Origin of the sequence: Halolamina sp. (assembly GCF_036626355.1) — an archaeon.
Taxonomy (GTDB): Archaea; Halobacteriota; Halobacteria; order Halobacteriales; family Haloferacaceae; genus Halolamina.
On the sequence record NZ_JAZKRY010000034.1, the window covers coordinates 1 to 19,679 of the forward strand.

At 65.7% G+C, this 19,679-nt stretch carries 18 protein-coding genes; 8 read left to right on the forward strand and 10 right to left on the reverse strand.

Going from position 1 to position 19,679, the window contains the following annotated elements; all coding sequences use genetic code 11:
• The first annotated feature begins 297 nt into the window (after positions 1-297).
• Positions 298-1,341: an AI-2E family transporter gene (locus V5A38_RS07135; protein ID WP_332325065.1), complete on the forward strand. Its 1,044-nt coding sequence runs from the start codon at positions 298-300 to the stop codon at positions 1,339-1,341.
• Positions 1,342-1,358: 17 nt separating this feature from the next.
• Here the strand turns inward: V5A38_RS07135 and V5A38_RS07140 are convergent, their stop codons facing one another.
• A complete protein-coding gene (locus V5A38_RS07140) occupies positions 1,359-2,156 on the reverse strand; it encodes a sulfurtransferase (protein ID WP_332325066.1) in 798 nt (265 codons plus the stop codon).
• A gap of 173 nt (positions 2,157-2,329) precedes the next feature.
• Here V5A38_RS07140 and V5A38_RS07145 point away from each other — a divergent pair, with 173 nt between their 5' ends.
• On the forward strand, positions 2,330-3,205 hold the full coding sequence (locus V5A38_RS07145; protein ID WP_332325067.1) for a sulfurtransferase: 876 nt from the start codon (positions 2,330-2,332) through the stop codon (positions 3,203-3,205).
• A 128-nt stretch (positions 3,206-3,333) separates the two neighbouring features.
• Positions 3,334-3,960, forward strand: coding sequence for a transcription antitermination protein (locus V5A38_RS07150; protein ID WP_332325068.1), 627 nt, complete (start codon positions 3,334-3,336; stop codon positions 3,958-3,960).
• 105 nt (positions 3,961-4,065) lie between these two features.
• Here the strand turns inward: V5A38_RS07150 and V5A38_RS07155 are convergent, their stop codons facing one another.
• Positions 4,066-4,338 (reverse strand): hypothetical protein, encoded by a 273-nt coding sequence (locus V5A38_RS07155; protein ID WP_332325069.1) that lies wholly within the window; start codon positions 4,336-4,338, stop codon positions 4,066-4,068.
• A gap of 211 nt (positions 4,339-4,549) precedes the next feature.
• Between V5A38_RS07155 and uvrB the strand changes: the two genes are divergently transcribed.
• Positions 4,550-6,610 carry an excinuclease ABC subunit UvrB gene (uvrB, locus tag V5A38_RS07160; protein ID WP_332325070.1) on the forward strand — a complete coding sequence of 687 codons (2,061 nt, stop codon included), beginning with the start codon at positions 4,550-4,552 and terminating at the stop codon, positions 6,608-6,610.
• A gap of 98 nt (positions 6,611-6,708) precedes the next feature.
• Here uvrB and V5A38_RS07165 read toward each other — a convergent pair whose 3' ends face one another.
• Both V5A38_RS07165 and V5A38_RS07170 read right to left on the reverse strand, forming a co-directional pair.
• Positions 6,709-7,767 carry a hypothetical protein gene (locus V5A38_RS07165; protein WP_332325071.1) on the reverse strand — a complete coding sequence of 353 codons (1,059 nt, stop codon included), beginning with the start codon at positions 7,765-7,767 and terminating at the stop codon, positions 6,709-6,711.
• A 94-nt stretch (positions 7,768-7,861) separates the two neighbouring features.
• Positions 7,862-9,031 carry a hypothetical protein gene (locus V5A38_RS07170; protein ID WP_332325072.1) on the reverse strand — a complete coding sequence of 390 codons (1,170 nt, stop codon included), beginning with the start codon at positions 9,029-9,031 and terminating at the stop codon, positions 7,862-7,864.
• 133 nt (positions 9,032-9,164) lie between these two features.
• Here V5A38_RS07170 and V5A38_RS07175 point away from each other — a divergent pair, with 133 nt between their 5' ends.
• Positions 9,165-9,356 carry a hypothetical protein gene (locus V5A38_RS07175; RefSeq protein ID WP_332325073.1) on the forward strand — a complete coding sequence of 64 codons (192 nt, stop codon included), beginning with the start codon at positions 9,165-9,167 and terminating at the stop codon, positions 9,354-9,356.
• Between the two features lie 104 nt (positions 9,357-9,460).
• Positions 9,461-9,961, forward strand: a complete 501-nt coding sequence (locus tag V5A38_RS07180; RefSeq protein ID WP_332325074.1) for a 2'-5' RNA ligase family protein — start codon at positions 9,461-9,463, stop codon at positions 9,959-9,961.
• A 666-nt stretch (positions 9,962-10,627) separates the two neighbouring features.
• Here V5A38_RS07180 and V5A38_RS07185 read toward each other — a convergent pair.
• The 6 genes from V5A38_RS07185 to V5A38_RS07210 form a co-directional block, all read right to left on the reverse strand.
• The gene (locus tag V5A38_RS07185) at positions 10,628-11,980 is read right to left on the reverse strand and encodes a cytochrome P450 (RefSeq protein ID WP_332325075.1); all 1,353 of its coding nucleotides are present in this window, start codon (positions 11,978-11,980) and stop codon (positions 10,628-10,630) included.
• A gap of 49 nt (positions 11,981-12,029) precedes the next feature.
• The gene (locus V5A38_RS07190; RefSeq protein ID WP_332325076.1) at positions 12,030-14,189 is read right to left on the reverse strand and encodes an ATP-dependent DNA helicase; all 2,160 of its coding nucleotides are present in this window, start codon (positions 14,187-14,189) and stop codon (positions 12,030-12,032) included.
• Between the two features lie 258 nt (positions 14,190-14,447).
• Positions 14,448-15,062 (reverse strand): dolichol kinase, encoded by a 615-nt coding sequence (locus V5A38_RS07195; RefSeq protein ID WP_332325077.1) that lies wholly within the window; start codon positions 15,060-15,062, stop codon positions 14,448-14,450.
• Positions 15,059-16,867 carry a glycine--tRNA ligase gene (glyS, locus tag V5A38_RS07200; RefSeq protein WP_332325078.1) on the reverse strand — a complete coding sequence of 603 codons (1,809 nt, stop codon included), beginning with the start codon at positions 16,865-16,867 and terminating at the stop codon, positions 15,059-15,061. The genes V5A38_RS07195 and glyS overlap by 4 nt, the downstream gene beginning before the upstream one ends.
• A complete protein-coding gene (locus tag V5A38_RS07205; RefSeq protein WP_332325079.1) occupies positions 16,867-17,715 on the reverse strand; it encodes a CBS domain-containing protein in 849 nt (282 codons plus the stop codon). Before V5A38_RS07205 ends, glyS begins: the two co-directional genes overlap by 1 nt.
• A 146-nt stretch (positions 17,716-17,861) precedes the next feature.
• On the reverse strand, positions 17,862-18,212 hold the full coding sequence (locus V5A38_RS07210; RefSeq protein WP_332325080.1) for a hypothetical protein: 351 nt from the start codon (positions 18,210-18,212) through the stop codon (positions 17,862-17,864).
• A gap of 431 nt (positions 18,213-18,643) precedes the next feature.
• Between V5A38_RS07210 and V5A38_RS07215 the strand changes: the two genes are divergently transcribed.
• Both V5A38_RS07215 and V5A38_RS07220 read left to right on the forward strand, forming a co-directional pair.
• Positions 18,644-18,787, forward strand: a complete 144-nt coding sequence (locus V5A38_RS07215) for a hypothetical protein (RefSeq protein ID WP_332325081.1) — start codon at positions 18,644-18,646, stop codon at positions 18,785-18,787.
• A 454-nt stretch (positions 18,788-19,241) separates the two neighbouring features.
• A complete protein-coding gene (locus V5A38_RS07220) occupies positions 19,242-19,661 on the forward strand; it encodes a PPC domain-containing DNA-binding protein (protein WP_332325082.1) in 420 nt (139 codons plus the stop codon).
• The last annotated feature ends 18 nt before the right edge of the window (positions 19,662-19,679 follow it).

The following is a 19,679-nucleotide window of genomic DNA, read 5'->3' on the forward strand; positions in this document are numbered from 1 at the left end:
CCCTGAACCGGCGGCTCTCGACACCGTCGATGAACCGATTCGCAGTAATCACTATGAGGAGTGGCGTTAACTCCGACGATAGGGGCGGCCGGCTCGGGACACCGGCCCAAATCTGAGGCGACAACGATGACCTCCGAGCTCCGCCGCTACTGACGAGCACGGGAGAGCGATACGCGAGCGTTCCGCGAGCGGTTCGACGCCTGAGCAGGCAGTGCTCGACGCGGCGTGCAGGCCGTAATCCGACGCCCTCCCCGCTCCGGGGGAACGGTTTTCACCTCTGCGTTCCCGGAACGGGGCATGCCTCGCCACCGCTGGCTCGATCGCAACCGGCTACTCGTGCTCACGTTGATCGCGCTCGTGCTGCTCTCGGCGTTCGTGCTTGCGGAGGTCCTCTACACCCTGGTGTTTGCGATTACGGTTGCGTACGCTCTACTCCCGGCTCGACGCATGTTCGTGGACCGCGGCTACTCCGAGCGGCTCGCGACCGCCGCGGTGACGACCGTCGCGACGCTCAGTGTAGTTGCGATCGTGGTGCCCCCAGCATACGTACTCTACCGACGCCGCGAGTCGCTGTTCGAACTCTTCAGGTCACTCCCGGCGGAGATTCCGATCACGTTGTGGGGGTTCTCCGACACCGTGGAGACGGCGCCGCTACTGGCGTCGGCCCAGAGCTCCCTCCGGGACGTGGCGCTGTCGACGGCCAGCGCCACCGCGGTCATCTCGCTCCAAGCGCTGCTGTTCGCCGTCGTGGTCTACGGACTGCTGTTAAAACCCGGAACGGTGCGGGTCGTGAGCTTCGGACTCGTGCCCGAAGACAGCCACGACGTGCTGCTTCGCTATCACGAATGCATCCACCAGACGCTATTCGGTATCTACCTCGTGCAGGCGGCGACAGCGCTCGGGACTGGTGCCGTCGCATACATCGTGTTCGCGCTGCTGGGCTACGATGCTGCATTCACGCTCGCCGTCCTGGCCGGGCTCCTCCAGTTCATCCCGGTCGTCGGACCAAGCGTCGTCGTCATGGGCCTTGCAGGGCTCGACGTCATCGCCGGGAACACGGCGCGTGCGGCGCTGGTGCTCATCATCGGACTGTTCGTCATCGGCTTCCTCCCCGATGCGGTGCTCCGGCCGCGATTCGCGGGGGTAGCCCATCTCCCGACGACGCCCTACTTCGTCGGCTTCGTCGGCGGCGTGCTCACGCTCGGCCCCATCGGCTTCGTTGTCGGCCCGCTGGTCGTTGCCCTGCTCATCGAAACGGTGTCGCAGCTCTCGGCACAGCACGAAGAAGAGGGACCGATTGTCGCTGAGACACCCCCGGCTGGACCGGAAACGGAGGGGTAGCGCGACAGCTTCGGAGCTCAGCGGTCTCTTGGTGTTCCTTCGACGAGTTCGCCGCCGCGGTCAGTCCACTCGGTGAGGCTCCCTTCGTAGAGTGCGACGTCCTCGTAGCCGAGTTCCCGGAGAACGAGGTACGTGTGACTCACCCGGCGTGCCGTGTTACAGTAGAGCAGCGTCCGGTGGTTCTGGGTGATACCACGGTCCGTGAGAAGGTCACGTAGCTCCGGTTCGGGCCGGAGGCCACGCCCCTGCTCGTCGACGAGTTCTCGCCAGTCCAACTGGACTGCGCCCGGCAGGTGGCCCTCCGCGAACTCCCACTCTTCACGTGTGTCGACCAGTGTCACATCCCCCGCTTCAACTGCAGGGAGCAGCTTCCGGACGGTCTCGAAATCCACCAGCGGCGTGTCCGTATCCGGGTCGCTCTCGTACTCGGTTGCCCCGGGGTTCTGCGTCTCGGTCGGCGTGGGACGGCTCCGCTGCCAGGCGCTGAAGTCGCCGTCGAGGAGGTGAAGCCGTTCCTCATCGTGGCCGAGCAGCAGTGCCGTCACGATGAACCGGGCGGCGAACACGCCCTGAGTGTCGTCGTAAGCGACGATTTCGGTCCCGGCGTCGATCCCGGCGGAACCGAGTAGCTCCTCCCAGTCCTCACGGGGCGGCAGTTTCCCAGCTTCCCCTTCGTCGGAGCGAAAGCGGTCGAACGGGATGTTCACCGCGCCCGGCAGGTGGCCGATACTGTCGTACTCCCACGCGTCGCGAACGTCGACGATAGCGATGTTCTCGCGGTCTGTGACCCACTCCGCGGAGACGAAAGCATCCATCAGTTCCGAGAAGGGACTCCGTCGACTTAGCCACCCGGACTGCGGCAGTGCAGTCGGCACTCCGACTCGAAACCGGTTGGCCAGAACTGCACCGTCACCGGCGTCAGAGAGGCCGGCGAGACGTTCCGGTGGGTCGCCGTTTAAGTATTTTCCACCCCTACTGATCTACGAACATGACGATACCAGAGAACCCCGGCTACGCGACCAACGCGCTCGTTTCCGCGGACTGGGTCGAGAACAACCTCGAAGCGTTCAAGAGCGATGACCCGGCGTTTCGGCTCGTTGAGGTCAGTGTCGACACCGAGGCGTACGATCAGGAGCACGCCCCCGGCGCTATCGGCTTCAACTGGGAGACCCAACTGCAGGACCAGACCACGCGGGATATCCTGAGCAAGGAGGACTTCGCCGATCTGCTTGGCTCTCACGGCATCAGCAACGACTCGACTGTCGTGCTCTACGGCGACAACTCGAACTGGTTCGCCGCCTACAGCTACTGGCAGTTCAAGTACTACGGCCACGAGGACGTCCGCCTGCTCGACGGCGGTCGTGACTTCTGGCTCGAGAACGACTACCCGACGACGACGGAGGTCCCGGAGTACCCCGAAGAGGAGTACACCCCGCGTGGGCCGTTCGAGGACATCCGGGCATACCGAGAGGACGTGGAGAACGCCATCGATCGCGGTGTTCCGCTGGTCGACGTCCGCTCGCCCGAGGAGTTCTCCGGCGAGGTGCTCGCACCACCGGGGCTCAACGAGACGGCCCAGCGCGGCGGCCACATCCCGGGTGCCGAGAACATCTCGTGGGCCGCGACGGTGAACGACGACGGCACGTTCAAATCCGGCGACGAACTGCGCGAGCTCTACGCCGAGAAAGGGATCGACGGCGACGAGTCAGTCGTCGCCTACTGCCGCATCGGCGAGCGCTCCTCCATCGCCTGGTTCGCGCTCCACGAACTGCTCGGCTACGAGTCGACGGTCAACTACGACGGCTCGTGGACCGAGTGGGGGAACCTCGTCGGTGCCCCCGTCGAAACCGGCAGCGGGGAGTAAGCCGTTCCGGCGGCCTCTTCGTCGACGCCGGTTGTCCAGTACCGGCGGCCTCTTCGTCGACGCCGGTTGTCCAGTACCGGCGGCCTCTTCGTCGACGCCTACAAGCCCCCACTGTCCTACGTGGTAGTATGGACGGTCAGACGTTCCTCGACGACCTGCGAGACGAACACGAAACCGAACTTTCCCGGCTCGGCTCCTCGAAGGCCGTCTATGCCCTCACCGGCGGCGAGATGGATGGTGAGGCGGTCCGGGACGGAACCGCCCGAGAACTCCACACCGTTGCGTCCGTACTCGAAGAATGGGCCGAAGCGGCCGATGGTGACGTAGCGACGCTGTTTAGCGAGGTTGCGACGTTCACGGCTGATACTGCGAACACGCTCGACGAAGCCTCAGCACCACCGCAGGACACGGAGGTCACCAATATCACTGCGGAGGCGCTGGAAGGCCTGGACGAGGAACCCGCCCGCATCGCAGGACTGGCGGCGGCGCTGCTCGTCGTCGGGAAGCTCTCCGAACAGCTCGTCGGCTACTTCGTCGGCGACGCTGACCGCGCGGGCGCACAGGAGTTCCGCGAGATCCGGGACCAACTGCAGACCTCCCGCGACGATGCAGCCGAGCAGCTCGAGACACGCGTTTCCCACGGTGCTGAGTCGACGGCCGCCCACGAAGCCGCCTCGGACGTCGTCGAGAGCGCCTACGACTGGTACGTCGAGACGTTGGAAGCGATGGGGGTCGAGCCGAAAAACGTCTGCTGACAGCCCTCAACGTATCAACTACTCCAGACGAAACAAGGGGGTTCACCAGGAGACGAAACCCGCAATACCACCGGCCTGGCCGGCGCTACCGGCGCCCGGCCGGGCTCAGACGCCTTCGACGGTTTCGCGGTACGCGGTGATCGCTGCTTCGGCTGCCTCGATCTGTTCGGTGACCTCTTCGCTGGCTTCCTCCCGAATCTCTTTCAGCGCGTTCAGGTGCCGTGCCAGCCGACCGTGATCCGGTCCGTGGTCAGCGGTCGCCAGGGTCGCGAACTGATCCGACTGGTCGTGGAGTCGGCGCTCGATATCCGGGTCAACGGCGCCTTCGCTCGCCATTCTGAGCTCTTCGCTCGCCGTTCGGAGCTGCTCACGGGTCATACGGTAACCTGAGGACTGAGTCGGTAAAACGATTCGGGGGGATCGGTTTCGTGACTCAGTGCCCGAACCAACAGCGCCGAAAACGCAGTCGTCGGTTCCCGCAATCAGCATGTCCCACGGGACCCGTCCGGGTTCATCCCCGTTCGCCAACCCGAACTTCAGTACCCTCCTGACCGGGCCCCTCAAGTTTCACCAGCCCGTTCAACTGACAATGAGTGACTCCGAGAGCGGCCCTCTTTCGCCTGACCGGCCGGACGCAGAGCGCCCCTTCCGCGTCGACGCCCCCTTCGATCCAGCGGGTGACCAGCCCGAAGCCATCGAGCAGCTTTCCCAGGGGTTCCGTGAGGGAATGGATACCCAGACGCTGCTCGGGGTGACGGGGTCGGGGAAAACCAACACCGTCTCCTGGACGATCGAGGAGATCCAGCAACCCACCCTCGTCATCGCCCACAACAAGACGCTCGCAGCTCAGCTTTACGAGGAGTTCCGCGAGCTGTTTCCCGACAACGCCGTCGAGTATTTCGTCTCCTACTACGACTACTACCAGCCCGAGGCGTACGTCGAGCAGACGGACACGTTCATCGACAAGGACGCCTCGATCAACGACGAGATCGACCGACTGCGCCACTCTGCCACCCGGTCGCTGCTGACTCGGGAGGACGTCATCATCGTCGCCTCCGTCTCAGCCATCTACGGGCTGGGGGACCCGCGTAACTACGTCGATATGTCGCTGCGCCTTGAACAGGGCCAGGAGATCGGCCGCGACGAACTGCTCGCTCAACTGGTCGACCTGAACTACGAGCGCAACGACGTGGATTTCACCCAGGGGACGTTCCGGGTCCGCGGCGACACCGTCGAGATCTTCCCGATGTACGGCCGTTACGCTGTCCGCCTGGAGTTCTGGGGTGATGAAATCGACCGGATGCAGAAGATCGACCCGCTGGAGGGTGCGGTGGTGAGCCAGGAGCCGGCGGTGCTCGTCCACCCGGCAGAGCACTACTCCATCCCGGAGGAGCGCCTGGAGAACGCGATGGCGGAAATCGAGCAGCTGATGCACGAACGCGTGCGCCACTTCGAGCGCCAGGGCGACCTCGTCGCCGCCCAGCGTATCGAGGAGCGTACCACCTTCGACCTGGAGATGCTCCAGGAGACGGGCTACTGCTCGGGCATCGAGAACTACTCCCTCCACCTCTCGGACCGCGAGGTCGGCGAGGCGCCCTACACGCTTCTGGATTACTTTCCGGACGAGTTCCTCACCGTCGTCGACGAGTCCCACCAGACGCTCCCGCAGATCAAGGGCCAGTTCGCGGGCGACAAATCACGCAAGGACTCGCTGGTGAAAAACGGGTTCCGGCTCCCGACCGCGTACGACAACCGTCCGCTCACCTTCGAGGAGTTCCAGCAGAAAACCGATCGGACACTCTACGTCTCAGCTACGCCAGCCGATTACGAGCGCGAGCAGAGCGACCAGATCGTCGAACAGATCGTCCGGCCAACCCACCTTGTCGACCCCGCTATCGAAATGACCAGCGCTGAGGGCCAGATCGAGGACCTGATGGCCCGTATCAACGAGCGCATCGAGAACGACGAGCGCACGCTCGTCACCACGCTCACCAAGCGGATGGCCGAGGACCTTACCGAGTATCTCGAAGAGGCCGGCGTGGACGTCTCGTACATGCACGACGAGACGGACACACTGGAGCGCCACGAGATCATCCGCTCCCTCCGACTCGGCGAGATCGACGTGCTCGTCGGTATCAACCTCCTCCGAGAGGGGCTGGACATCCCCGAGGTGAGCCTCGTTGCCATCCTTGACGCAGACCAGGAAGGGTTCCTGCGCTCGACGACCACGCTTGTCCAGACGATGGGACGAGCGGCCCGAAACGTCAACGGCGAGGTCGTGCTATACGCAGACAAGCGCACTGACGCGATGACAGATGCCATCGAAGAGACCCGCCGCCGCCGGGCGATTCAGCAGCGCTACAACCGAGACAACGGCTTCGAGCCACGGACCATCGAGAAGCCTGTCGGTGAGACGAACCTCCCCGGCAGCAAGACCGACACCGCTGATGCCAGCGTCGACGACGTCAGTGATGCCGACGACGCGGCGCGGAAAATCGACCTGCTCGAGGACCGTATGGAGGCCGCCGCGGACAATCTGGAGTTCGAACTCGCGGCGGACATCCGTGACCGGATTCGGGAACTCCGCCAGGAGTTCGACCTCGACGGCGACGAGGAGGGTGTCGTGCCGGAGCCCGATCCGGAGTTCTGACCCATAGCCTCACACATATCGGAGAATAGCACGATTCCGGCCCCCACCGACTCCGGCTTTACTCTGGCTTCACTGCGGGTTCACTCCGGCTGCAGTGCTTAACCAAGCGTTGTCCCCGGCACCGTCGTGCGCTTTGCATCCGCGAGTGCGCCCTCGAGACCCGAAGGTGTGTCGTCGACCGAAAGGCCGCCGGAACGCCAGTCAGCCGAAGTTCCGAACCCGATGCGGCTCTGACCGTCGTCGGTCTCTGTTGCTGTCTCGTCAGTCGGCGTGCTACCGTTTTCTTCCGTGGCCGAACTGTCGTTCGTGGCCCCAGTCGAGCTGTTTACGCCATCACCGTCGGCGTTTCCAGGTTCCGTGCCGTTCACGTTGGCGTTCGGTCCGGTGCTCTCGCTACCCATGGCGCTTGAGTTAGCGTCGTTTCCACGATCAGTGCCGTTGCTGGCGTTGGCGGGGTCGTTCCCGGCGCCATTCGGTGGCCCAGCATCACTCGGTGGTCCCGAATCGGTGGGTTTCCGGTCAGTTGTGGTTCGCTCTGTGTCCGGTGGGCCGCCGTTGCCCACGTCGGTGGGTGGGCCGCGTTCTGAGGCGTTCGGCGCATTGCCGAGGCCCTTCCCGACGCCCTTCCCGGCGATGGTGCGCGCGGCCTCGGCGACCTCACCGCCGCCGCTTCTGTTGGCCTGCTGGGCGATTTCGCGCACCTCACTGGCGTTCGCGCCTCTCTCGCGGAGCGCTTTCTCGGGGAGTTTCTCCGCAACACCCGCAGTTCGGTTGGCCTGGCGCTCCAGCGCGCGGAGCTCAGCCCCGAGGACGGCGAGGCGAGCCTGATACTCCCCCTTGCTGATGCTGCCGTTCTCGTAGGCCTGTTTCAGCTGCTCCTTCTGGGATTCGAGCTCGGCCAGACGCTCCTGAAGCTGTTCGGTTTCACTGGCGACGACGCTGGCCCTGGACCCGTTCGTCTCGGCTGCGTTCAGCCGGTTGGTGAGCGACCGGTCAGCCACCTCGTTGGTGACCTCGGCCTCCTGGACGCCGACCATCCCAGAGAAGGCGGCGCCCGGCTCGGAGTCCGAGGGCGTCCCGTCGGCGAGCGTCGCGGCCGCGGGGACGCTGCCGGCGAGGAACGCGACGATCACGACGACGGTGAGGACTCGGTTCATAGCGTTACACATGCCGTACTACGGTAAAAACCGTCCACTCAGTCCACCCGCCTTTACCGCAGTTAACCGAGTTTAACAGAGTACTGTCCGGTGATCACGGTGAACGCCCCGGGTCATCCGCATCTTCGGGGAACTTGAGCACGTTCTCGCGGCCCAGCCGGAACGACTCGACCTTGCCCGCGTCCCGAAGGTCACCGACGACCTGACTCGTACGGGCGGCACTCCAGTCCAACTCCTCGGTGACGACCTTCTGTTTCATGCGCCCCCCGTGCTCGTCAAGCAGCCCGAGCACGCGCTCCTCGGGACTCAGGAGCTCCTCCGGGGTCTCGGCCCCGGCGGTGCCGGTAGCGTTTCCGACCCCCTCCGCTGCTGTCCCGACTTCACTTTCACGTTCGGCAGTCGCTCCCTCGGCCGCCGGGCCAGCCTCTGGTGCTCCAGCATCGCCGCCCGCTCTGCCTTCCGTTGCGGGGCCAGTTTCGCCGCCGGGTACGGCCTTGGCGTCCTTGGCGTCCGTGGCGGGCGACCCTGGCTCGCCAACCTGTTCAGCCTCACTCCGGCGGTAGTACCAGAGTCCACCGGCGAGTCCGAGTAGCAGCAACACGGCGACGTACGGCGCCCACGAGGGGAGGATGCCGGGCTCGGCGAGGACGAGCCGTGGTTCGTCCGTGCCGAAATCAATCGGCCCCCCCCAGGTTACCGAGCGATCGCCCCGGCTATCCGGTGGGGGGTCGACCCGCTGTAGTTCGTAGCCGGCGGGCCAGCGGAAGGTGAGCTTCGTATCCGCGTCGAGGAACATCCCCGCGAGCGCGTCGCCGACGAGAATCTGCCCACCCTCCGTCGCCGCGAACTCTCCCCAGCTGAAACTGTAGCTGACGACACCGTACTGGCCGTCGAGCGTGGTCCGAGTCGTGACTGTGACGTTGGAGACGGCCATCTCCCGCCCCGTCGCGTTCTCAGCGGTGGCGACGGTCGAGCGCATTCGGGTCGCGAACTGGCCGCGGTAGTCACTGGCGTTGTTCCGGATATCCTCCTGGAGGCTCTCGAAGGCGGCTGTAGTGTTCTCGTCGTCGAGTTCGATACGGTAGTCGATGATCCAGGACGCGTCGCCGTTCTCGTCGACGGTCGCCTGCAGCACCACGGTGTCGGTTTCGACGTCGCCGCTCTGGAGCGATCCAAGCTCGTTGCCCGAGGCAGCCACGCCCGTCCCACCGGAGAGCACAAGAGCGACCACGAGAACGACGAGGAGGATGCCCGAGCGATTCATTCGAACTAACGTGGACCGTCCTGAACTAAAGGCGTTACCGTCCGGAGCTCGCGGTGCTCGGATCGGCCATGGGTGTGGGTTCCCCCCGAAAACAGCCACAGCCCTTTTGAACGATGCCGGCCCAGTCCGGAGTATGAACCGACGTGGTGCCCTCGAAGCGGAGGATTTGCTGAAGCTCGTCCTCCTGCTTGTCGTCGTGTGGATCGTCCTCGAGATTGTCGGCGAGGTCCTCGGCATCCTCGGCGGGCTGCTCGGGCTGGTTCCGAATCTCCTCGGCCTGGTCATCATCATCGTGGTGGTGCTCTGGCTGCTCGACCGCATCTGAGCCGGCCGCCACCGCCGACGCGCTTTTGAGCACAGACCGACCAGGTTAGGCATGCACTGCTGTCGACTGCCTCCCTACAGCCCGGAGCCGGAGGGCTCTCGAGCGTGAATCTGCAGGTCCCCCCGGATGTCGAACGCCTCGCGGACGAACTCCACCCGAAACTCACCGCCTTCGAGAAAGTCCGTCAGCGTCACACGCTGGTCGTCAAGCGAATCGAGAACGACGAGTGGCGCACGGGTCCAGGCGGCGTCCGCGAGCGGCTCCGTCGGGTTCTCGACCAGACGAGGCCGTTTTCGGTCCGCGTCGACGGGATCGACTACTTCGCCGACCCGCCATCGGGACGTGCGCCGGTCGTCTATCTCACCGTCGAGAGTGAGGGGATCCACCAGCTTCACCGGCGGCTCTGTCAGGAGTTCCAGGTCGTCGAGGGGTACGAGGGTGAGGGGTATACGCCCCACATCACGTTGGCCCGTGGGGGGAGCGTCGAGGATGCCGAGCGGTTGACTGACGTGGAGTTCGAGCCGATCGAGTGGACGGCCACGCGGGCGTTTACGTGGGACAAGGAACACCGAGAAGCGGTTGATCGATTCCGATTGCGTGGGTGATTCTGCGTTTCGATCGTTTCTGGGTTTGTGTGGTTTCAGTATCCGGGACTGCACCCGCTAACAGCGTCTCGAGGCTTGAACACGTGGTCTGCACCGCCTTCTGCCCAGCGGCCACACGGGCTCGCGGCTCCTTTGTCGCCGTTCGCGTTCCGAGGTGGGTTGCCTCCACGCCGATGAGTCGGAGTTTCCCCACCTCGGTTCCTCCCCAGCTGGTTCGCTCAGACGTAACCGAAGCAAACCCCCGCGCTGAGTCGCGCCACGAGGGCGCTCCCGCTTCGCGCCACCGCCGCCGCGGTTGCGGTGGACGCATCGCGCTCACCAACTGTCGGCGAGGCGGGTAAGCGCCTGCGGCTCTCGCTGCTGTCCGCTCGGTGTTGACGCCGGCTTCGCCGGCACCAAGGGGGACCTCCGGTCCCGCCGTGCTCGCGGGAACGCGTGGGGAGGGTGTGTGGCCGGCCGGAGGGAGGCCACGGGAAGCGAGCGGGGAGCACCGTGGGACCGAAGCTCCCAGAGTCCCGAGGAACTCAGCGGTCGTGTTGGCGGTGCTGTTGCCGTCTGCGGACCCGGAGTTCAAGCGGACTCCGCGGCGACGTTCACCGTACAACGACCGTCCCGAGAAAACCAGCAGACGCTCGAAAACCTACTCAGAACCGCAAACACCGACGATTATCGCTCATTCACCCGCATCGTCATCGGCTCCTGGGGATGCATCGTCAACGACCCACGGAGCTTCAACTCCGGCCCGACGTAATCTAACGAAAACTGCTTACCAAGAACCGCAAGCACGAGTTTCGCCTCGAGATCAGCAAACTGCTTCCCGATACAGTGGCGCGGACCGCCACCGAACGGGAAGTAGGCGAACCGGGGCCGGTCACGCCGGCGCTCCGGCACCCATCGCTCCGGGTCGAACTGCTCGGGCTCGTCGTACCACCGCTCAGAGCGGTGAACGACCCATTGGGGGAGCATCACAGCCGATTCGGCCGGCACCCTGTACCCCCCGAGCTTTACGTCGACCTGGGGCTCCCGGAAAACGGCGTACACCGGCGGGTAGAGCCGCATCGACTCCGAGAGCGCGCGGTCGGTGAACCCGAGCTGTCGCGTATGCCTGGCATCCGGCGCCGCGTCGCCGACGACTTCGTCAATCTCGGCGTGGTGACGCGCTCGCGCCTCCGGGTTCTCGCTCAGCAGATAGAGCGTGTAGCTGAGCGCCAGCGCGGTGGTGTCGTGGCCCGCGAGCAACATCGTCATCAGCTCGTCACGAAGCTGGGACTCGGGCTGTTCGCCGCGTTCGCGGGCCCGGAGCAGGATGGAGGCGAGATCCATCGGCGCTTCGCCCTCCTCGCTCACCGCGGTCGGGCCGTCGTCGATGGTACCCTGGCGCTGCTCGAGCAGGTCGTCGATAACGCCTTCAAGGGTCTCGACGGCGGCAGCGAACTCCCGGTTCTCCTGGGTGGGGGCCCACTCGGGGACGAGCACCCGGCGCGGGTCCGGCTCGAAGCGCTGGCCGAGCGGTTCGAGGTTCTCCTGGACCGTCTCGACGGTGTCGTCGTCGGCCTCGACGCCGAACATCGCGGCCACGATGACTTTCACCGTGAGTTTGGCGAGCTCCCGGTCCATCGACACCTCGTCCCCGTCCTGCCAGTCCGCGACGTGCTCGGCGGCGATACGGCTCATCGTATCCGCGATGCCCTGGATTCGGGTCGCTGTAAAGGCCGGATTCGCGAGATTGCGCTGATTCTGCCACTGCTCCCCGTCGCTCAGGAGCAGCCCATCACCCAGCAGATCGTCGATGGCGTCGCCGAACACGAGTTTGTGGTAGCGGTCGTCCTCGCTGACCAGCACCCGCTCGATTTCGACGGGATCGGTCACCATGTACGTCTCGAGTGGGCCGAGGTCGAACCGGACGATACGGTTGTACGCCTCGCCGACGGCGGTGAGGAAGGCGAAGGGGTCCTTGGCGTACTCGCGGCTGTTGCCGACGACCGGGAGCCCTTTGGGGCCCGGTGGGCTGGAAGCCATACCGATGGGAGGGGCTACAGGGGCAAAACGGTTCTGCGGCGACCTGCAGTCAGGGCCGTGGCGGGTCGCCCTCGTAGGCGTCCATATCGGTGTAGAAGTTCAGCATCCCGAACTTCAGCTTCGTCGGGTCCATGTCGATGAGCTCGTCGCGCTCCTCTTCGGGGAACGAATCCCGAACCGAGTACCGACCCATGTCCTCCCGCGTGTAGCGCTTGTCCGCGAGCACGCGCACGCCGAAATCGTCCGGTGAGCGGATCACTCGTCCCATCGCCTGCCGAGTCTTGCGGATGGTGGGGATCTCGACAGCGTAGCGCCAGCCCGCCCGGTTCCGGTTGCCGTACACCCGGTCGTAGGCGTCCTGTACAGCCTCCAGCCGGTCGTCGAGATGCGGGTAGGGAACGCCGATAACGGCGACAGTCCGAGCGTCGTCGCCGTCGAAGCTCACGCCCTCGGCGAGCGTTCCCCAGAGCGAGGTGAACAGCGCCGCCGTCTCGCTCTCGACGAAGCGTTCGCGCAGGGGGTCGGTCTCCACGTCCGAGCCGTCGAGGAACAGGGTCCCGTCGGTCTGGCCGCCGACGCGTTCGTAGTAGCGCTCTGCCTCGGCGTAGGAAGGGAAGTACAGGAGCGTGTTCCCCGGTGTGAACTCCACGAGATCCTCGACGAGAGCCGAGACGCGCTGTTGGACCTCGGGGTCACCCCGGTCGCTCGAGAACAGGGCGGGCGTCCCGGCGGAGTACGTCCGGCGGCGCTCCGCTGGATAGGCCAACCCGTAGGCCATCGTCACCGGGTCCTCCAGCCCCAGCACGTCTGCGGCCACGTCGAACGGCCGCAGGGTTGCGGACATCAGGACGCTGGCGTACACGTCGTCGAACAGGTCCTTCGTCACGCGGCGCGGGATGCAGGTGTAGAGTTCGGCGCGACCGTAGAGCTCGTCCGTCGCATCGTCACGGCGCACCGACACCATCGGGTGCTGCCCCAACTCGGCGTTCTCCTCCATCCACGTCGCGAGGAACCGTGCGGCTGCGAGCGTCGAACTCTCGGCTCTCGAGGTGGCGTCCCCCTCCCGATAGGCCTCCTCGTACTCCTCGTCGATCGCCTCGCCCAACTGGACCGCGAGTTCGATTTCCGTCTGGATCCCCCGGCCCTCGTAGTTCTGGAGAAACGCGAGCGTCAAGTCGTCGCGGGCGTTCTCGTTGGACACGGGCACGTCGTACCAGTCCTCGCCCACCTGTTCGCGCTCGCCGAACGCGAAGCTCTCCTCGTAGCTCTCGACCAGCGCGTCGCGGAAGGCGCCGATGACGTTCTCGGCGGCGTCGGCTCTGGAGTCGTCCTCGGATTCCAGCTCCGGGAGCGCGTTCTCGAGGCTGTTCTCGGTCAGGCTGCGACTCGCGTGATCGCGGGCAGCCGACTCGATATTGTGGGCCTCGTCGAACACCGTCACTACCCGCTCGGGCTCACGGTCGAGCCAGCGGAAGAACTGCTCACGGATGTTCGGGTCGAGCAGGTGGTGGTAGTTACAGACCACCAGGTCGACGGCCTCCATCCCCTCCTTCAGCAGTTCGTAGCCACAGAGCTCGCGCTGCTCGGCGTAGGCGTAGATCTCTTCGGGCGTTCGAACCCCCTCGTACAGCCACTCGTAGAACTCGTCGTTGTCCCCGAGCAGGTTGTTGCGGTAATGCTCACAGACGTTCGCCTCGGCCGTGTCGCCGATGCGCTCCTCAACCTCCTCCAGTTCCTCCATCACCGCCTCGCGGGCCTCCGCAGCGGTCGCGTCGCCCTCGCGACTGGCGTCGAGTAGCTCCCGCTGGCGCTGTTCGAGTTCCAGTTTGTCGGCCTCGTTCTCGACGAGTTCGCGCGTCGTGTCCCGCAGCGTCTGGCACTCCTGGTAGTCGACCCCGATATGGCACATCGAGGATTTCCCCTTGAACACTACCGCCCGCAGCGGCTCCTCGTCGTTGATTGCGCGGGCCTCCTCGACGAACTGGCGCATCTGCTGGTGGACGTTCGTCGTGATGACGACCGTCCGGTCCTCCTCACGAGCGTGCTCTAACGCTGGTACCAGCGCCGAGAGCGTCTTGCCGGTCCCCGGCGCCCCCTCGAACAGCACGTCGTCGCCGTCGCCCAGCGCGGCGGCGATGCGGTCCATCGCCTCGCCCTGGTTGGGATAGGGGCTCTCGTACGGGAAGAACCGGCGGGTCGTCTCTGCCACGGGCGTGTTTGGCCCCCGCCGTGCCTAAAGCTCTCGCCTTGGCGCCCCTCGTCCGATGCTCCTCGGCCAGTGGCCCTCGCCCGGCGGCAGACTGGCCCTGTTGGGACGCCGGACTATGATAGATTCACACCATATCCAGTTCTCGAATCCATAATCGGGAGAGGGAAACGGATTCACACCCCTCCGTTTCAACTGGAGATCCGGGCCGACGTCGGCCGTTTCGGGTCGGCACAGCTCCACGTTCAGCGCGACCGCCCCTCAGAAACCCAGCGCAGCGTCCAGCCCCGGGCCGGCGACGACGAACACGAGCGCGAAGCCGACCGCCGCGGCTGGCGGGATGCTGAGATTGTCGTCGATGACGTAGCCGGCGATGACCGGCTTCACGCCGTCTGCAAGCGTCGCACCGGCGGCGCCCACGGCCGCAGCCACCACCCCGATGTGGAGCGGGAGGGCAGCGGTGAGAAACGGCACTGCGAGGGCGAAACAGACCAGGAACATCACCCCGAGCACCCCCACCTCTTTGGCCGTCCCGGCGTCGTTCGAGCCGAGATAGCCCGAGACGGGGTCACCGATGATGAGCATCAACATGGCGGGCAGCGCGAGCTTCGGGGCGAACACGAGCGCCACGAACAGCTGTGAGTAGGCGTAGAGCGCGTAGCCGGCGAGGTTGTCCCGCTCGTAGGAACGTGCCAGCTTGTCGAACAGCTCCCACTCGTAGCCGAGCACCAGGCGGACGAACTCGAGCGCCGTCACGCTCACTGCCAGCGCAACGAGCAGGAACTGGACGCCGCGCCACTCCACCAATCTCAGCAGGTAGAGCACGGGGATACCGACCCCCGAGGCGTGGACCGCGCGACGCTCGAGTTCGCTCATTCGTCGGTTTCGCCGGTATCGACTGTCTCGTATCGGGAGAGCAGCGCCTCGAAGTCGGCGTCGCCGTCCCGCAGCGCATCGAGCTGGCCGGCGAGCTCGCTCGTCGGGAGCCGGGCCTGCGCGCCGGTGTCCCGGTCACGGAGCGTCACCGTCTGGGGGTCGTCCTCCAGGCCGTCCCGGTCGACGGTGACACAGAACGGTGTCCCGACTTCGTCCTGCCGGCGGTAGCGCCGGCCGATGGAGCCGGAATCGTCGCGGGTCGCGTCGAAGCCGGCAGAGCGCAGTGCAGAGACGATCTCGCCGGCCGTCTCGACCAGCGGCTCGTGGTTGCTGACCAGCGGGAAGACGGCGACGTCGGTCGGCGCCATCGTCGGTGCGAGCGAGAGGTAGTTGCGCTCCTCCCCGCCCAGCTGGTCAGTCTCGAGGGCGTGGTCCAGCAGCGTGTAGACGGTCCGGTCTACACCGAAGGAGGGCTCGATGACGTGCGGGGTGATATGCTCGCCCGCCTCCGTCTCCTCCACGACTTCGAAGCCGGCGACGTCGGTGTCGACGGTGTACTCCTCGCTGTCGACGACGACGGTCACATCGTCGTCCTCGAACGCGTCGGGGTTCCGCTCGGCGAGCGTCTCCAGTGCTTCCGCGACGGCACCGGCGTCACCGCCGAACTCGGGGCCGAGCGTCGCCATATCCGGGTCGACGGTCGGCCGCTCGACGGTCCGGGGCTCGTCGTACTGCCTGAAGACGGTGAAGTTCTCGTTGCTGGCCTCGGCGTGTTTCGAGAGGTCGTACTCGCCCCGCGAGGAGATGCCGGCGAGTTCGATCCAGTCGGTGCCGGTCGCGGTGTCGACGAGTGCCTCGGCGTCCCAGCAGTCGACGGCGTAGTGGGCGCGCTCGCCCGGGAGATGCTGCCGGAATCGGAACTTCTCGGTGTCGATGCCGATGCGCTCGTACCACTCCTGGGTGACGCCGAGGTAGTAGGCGATCCACGCCGAGGAGACGATATCGTCGTCGACGGCCCCGGCGACGGTCGTCTCGACGTAGCCCACCTCGGCGGACTCCGGTTCGGCCTGTTCCACAGCGGGGTAGAGCCGGATCGACACGTCCGCGACGCGCTCCAGCGGCGGTTCGTCCTCCTCCGGGTCGATGAACTGCTCCAGTTCGGCCTGTGTCAGCTCTCGGACGCGGATGAGGCCGCGCCGCGGGGAGATCTCGTTCCGGTAGGCCGGGCCGATCTGGGTGACGCCGAAGGGAAGCTTCCCGCGGGCGTACTCCTTTAGCCGCGGAAACTCCACGAAGATGCCCTGGGCGGTCTCCGGGCGGAGATAGCCCGGCTGGCCCGTCCCGGGGCCGATACTCGTCTCGAACATGAGGTTGAACTCCTCGACCGGCTGGTCGGCGAGCTGGGCGCCACAGGCCGGACAGGGCAGCTCGTGGTCGGCGACCAGTTGGGCGATTTCATCCGGTTCGAGCGCCTCCGCGTCCTCCAGATCGGTAGCGCCCTCGACGAGGTGGTCCGCGCGGTGGGACTCGCCACACTCGGCACACTCGACGAGCATGTCGTCGAACCCATCCAGATGACCTGAGGCCTCGAACACCGGTTCGGGGAGGATCGTCGGCGCCGCGATCTCCTCGTTGTCCTCACGGAGCGCGAACCGGTCCCGCCAGGCGCTCTCGACGTTGCGCTTGAGCGCAGCGCCCCCGGGGCCGAACGTGTAGAACCCGGCGACGCCGCCGTAGGCCTCCGCGGTCGCGAAGAAGAACCCACGGCGTTTGGCGAGTTCGACGACGTCGACCTGCGTGCCCATCAGACGGCCTCCAGCAGGTGGCTATCCCGGACGACGCCGGCGAGCTCGCCGCCGCCGAGCACCGGGAGCTGCTCGATGTCGTTGCTTAGCATCAGCTTCGCGGCGTCCTGTGCGGTTTTGCGCCCGGAGATCGTCACGACGTTCTCGGTCATGAACGTGGAGACGGGCTCGACGGGGAACTCGACGTTCCGGGTCGGGATGTAGCGGTTCCCGACGGACTGGATGCTCTCCCACTTCCAGTCCTCGTCGTCGCCGGCCATCGCGGCACCGGCGTCCTCCTCGCCCTCGACGACTCGCGCGACGGCGACGATGTCGACTTCGGTCAGCATGCCGGACATCTCCCCTTTGTCGTCGAGCACGATGGTGTACGGGACGTTCGCGAGGCCGATCTCCCGCTCGGCGACGGGCAACGGCGTCCCCTCGTAGGTCGCGTTGATGTCGTCGCGACAGAGATCACGGACGTCGACGTCGGCCTCGATGTTCCCGCGCGCGATAGTCCGAACTATGTCCGTGATGGTGATGATGCCAGCAAGCGACTTCCCGTTCTGCTCCTCGACGACCGGGATACGGCGACTCTCGGTCGACCGCATCAGCTCCGCGACCTCCTCGAGCGTCGCGTCGGGCGTGGTCGTCGATACTTCGCGCATCACCAGCGCGAGGTCGTCCTCGTTGGGGTGTTCGATGAGGTGATCGCGGGAGACGAGACCGCGGTACCCGCCACCCTCCCCCAGCACCGGTACCGATGAGAACTTGCGCTCCTGGAGGTACTCGAGCACATCGTCGCGAGAACCCGGGAGTGAGACGGTTACGAGCTCTGATCCCGGTGTCATGGCGTCGGCTACTTTCATAGGGCCGTCTTCTCCGCGGGCCCCCTTGTACTCTGCGAAGGTGTGTGGCCACAGGGCAGGGCCACTCTGGGAAGGTACACGCGGGTGAGAATCGCGCGATCGAACGTCTCCGCAACGGTAGGCGGACGCGGAAGCTGCTCGGAGAATCACCAGTCGAAGACGCCGGCCCCGCCGAGTCCTGCACCGGCTTTGCGGACGCGTCGCCGGGTCGTGTTCGCGAGCGCAGGGAGGCCGAGTCGGGAGCGGTTGGCCGTCGACGGAGGCATCGACTCGGAACTCCAGTCGTTATCCTCGATGGGGTCCCAGGAACGCGTGGAGTCGAGTTCGGCCACGTCGCTCGGCGTTTTGAACTCGACATATTTTAGCTCGCTCGTGGCAAACGTGCGGGCCTGCATCGTGCCCGAGTCCGACACGATCTCGGTGGAGCACTCCCTGGACCCGTCGTTCCCCGCTGGCCTGGTGAGGTAGCGTTCGTCGCCGTCCGGGAACGTCTTCACCCCTCCACGGAGCGAGCCCCGGGTGGCGCCTCTCCTGGCCGGAGCCTGTCAGCCGACGAGGCGGTTAGCCCGTCCGCGATAGCCCCGGTCCCGCACCGCACCTGCTGGACTTCGATTGCGCGCCAGTTCCGGAACTCGTTCTCGCCGGCGGACACCGCCGACGCCACGCTGACGCCCAACCTCAGTGTGTCGCCCTCACAGCGACCCTGATCGTTTGTAGAAACCGTCGCTGATTCACTCGACAGCCTCGTAACTGCCCGTTCCCGACATAGCCGTCCGATCAGCACCCGGCCTACTTTGTGTAAACTGTCGAATCTCTCTCAACAGTTTTCGCCGATATGTTCAGCCCCGAACTGTTTGCCGGGTTGGGATTATGGCTGGGTGACGCACAAAGCGACGGGCTTATGAGGTTATGCGTGTGTTGTTGTAACATGGCACCGGGCACGGTTCAGGGCGACGATGAGGTAATGGGATCGCTCGACGACGCCGAGTTCGTCATTGCCGATCTCGGCCAGGAAGAGGCGTGGCTTTCCGTGGAAGAGTCTGATGCGCCGATTGTCGCGGAGTGGGCGTAGCCGCTGACGGTCGGAACCTCCCGTTCGACCGCTACTCAGTCGGGCGCCGGTGCGGGGCGCCGATGACGGACCGCCGCTACGGCTTCACCGTCCCCCGTACCCACCCTACATTTCCGTTTTTCTGCTGTTGTCCAGTGACCGGCGGATACCGTCCGTCGAACAGGTTTTCCGGATTTTCGGGTACATTAGCGGCTCATTCCGGAGACACTCCTCACCCGTGGGCGCCGAGTAATTGCGGTGCGGAACGCAGCACGCGCGAGACGTCCGGGTGGTGATTCTCATCGAGCGAACTCCGTTGGCCCACACCGGGGGCACCCGTCGTCCGACTCGGACGATTCCCCCATGCGTCCGATCCACCTACATTCCGGCCCGGCCTCGCCGTTCCCTCGCGTCGCAGTGAGCCACCGCGCCACCGACTGGAAGGTTTTTGTCCTCGACGCCGTTGGATAGCCGTATGGATTACCGCGAACTCTCGCCCGACCGCGAGTTCATGGCTCGCCTCGAAACCGGCGCCGACTGGCGCGAGGAGATCGAGAGCCTGGCCGTCGACGAGGAGGTCGACGCCGCCTGGTTCCACGCGATGGGCGCGGTACAGGACGCGGTTGTCTGGTTCTACGACCAGCAGGAAGGGGAGTACGAGGCCGTGACGTTCGAGGAGCCCCTGGAGGTCGCCGCCTGCGTCGGCAACGTGTCGCTACTGGACGGGGAGCGCTTTGCGCATACCCACGCCGTGCTCTCCCGGCCGAGCGGGCAGTCGCTCGCGGGCCATCTGGACGCCGGTACGGTGTTCGCCGGTGAACTGTATATGCGCACGTTCGAGGAGCCCCTCGTTCGGGAACACGACGAGGAGACCGACCTGGACCTCTGGCTGTGAGGGGGAGCGAGCGGTCGC

Excerpts from the sequence above, each read along its gene's own strand:
- uvrB (WP_332325070.1), top strand. The coding sequence starts at position 4,550 with ATGAGTGACTCCGAGAGCGGCCCTCTTTCGCCTGACCGGCCGGACGCA.
- V5A38_RS07185 (WP_332325075.1), bottom strand. The coding sequence starts at position 11,980 with ATGGCTTCCAGCCCACCGGGCCCCAAAGGGCTCCCGGTCGTCGGCAAC.
- glyS (WP_332325078.1), bottom strand. The coding sequence starts at position 16,867 with ATGGGCACGCAGGTCGACGTCGTCGAACTCGCCAAACGCCGTGGGTTC.
- V5A38_RS07220 (WP_332325082.1), top strand. The coding sequence starts at position 19,242 with ATGGATTACCGCGAACTCTCGCCCGACCGCGAGTTCATGGCTCGCCTC.
- V5A38_RS07145 (WP_332325067.1), top strand. The coding sequence starts at position 2,330 with ATGACGATACCAGAGAACCCCGGCTACGCGACCAACGCGCTCGTTTCC.
- V5A38_RS07175 (WP_332325073.1), top strand. The coding sequence starts at position 9,165 with ATGAACCGACGTGGTGCCCTCGAAGCGGAGGATTTGCTGAAGCTCGTC.
- V5A38_RS07215 (WP_332325081.1), top strand. The coding sequence starts at position 18,644 with ATGGCACCGGGCACGGTTCAGGGCGACGATGAGGTAATGGGATCGCTC.
- V5A38_RS07195 (WP_332325077.1), bottom strand. The coding sequence starts at position 15,062 with ATGAGCGAACTCGAGCGTCGCGCGGTCCACGCCTCGGGGGTCGGTATC.
- V5A38_RS07170 (WP_332325072.1), bottom strand. The coding sequence starts at position 9,031 with ATGAATCGCTCGGGCATCCTCCTCGTCGTTCTCGTGGTCGCTCTTGTG.
- V5A38_RS07135 (WP_332325065.1), top strand. The coding sequence starts at position 298 with ATGCCTCGCCACCGCTGGCTCGATCGCAACCGGCTACTCGTGCTCACG.
- V5A38_RS07150 (WP_332325068.1), top strand. The coding sequence starts at position 3,334 with ATGGACGGTCAGACGTTCCTCGACGACCTGCGAGACGAACACGAAACC.
- V5A38_RS07165 (WP_332325071.1), bottom strand. The coding sequence starts at position 7,767 with ATGAACCGAGTCCTCACCGTCGTCGTGATCGTCGCGTTCCTCGCCGGC.
- V5A38_RS07205 (WP_332325079.1), bottom strand. The coding sequence starts at position 17,715 with ATGAAAGTAGCCGACGCCATGACACCGGGATCAGAGCTCGTAACCGTC.
- V5A38_RS07140 (WP_332325066.1), bottom strand. The coding sequence starts at position 2,156 with ATGGATGCTTTCGTCTCCGCGGAGTGGGTCACAGACCGCGAGAACATC.
- V5A38_RS07155 (WP_332325069.1), bottom strand. The coding sequence starts at position 4,338 with ATGACCCGTGAGCAGCTCCGAACGGCGAGCGAAGAGCTCAGAATGGCG.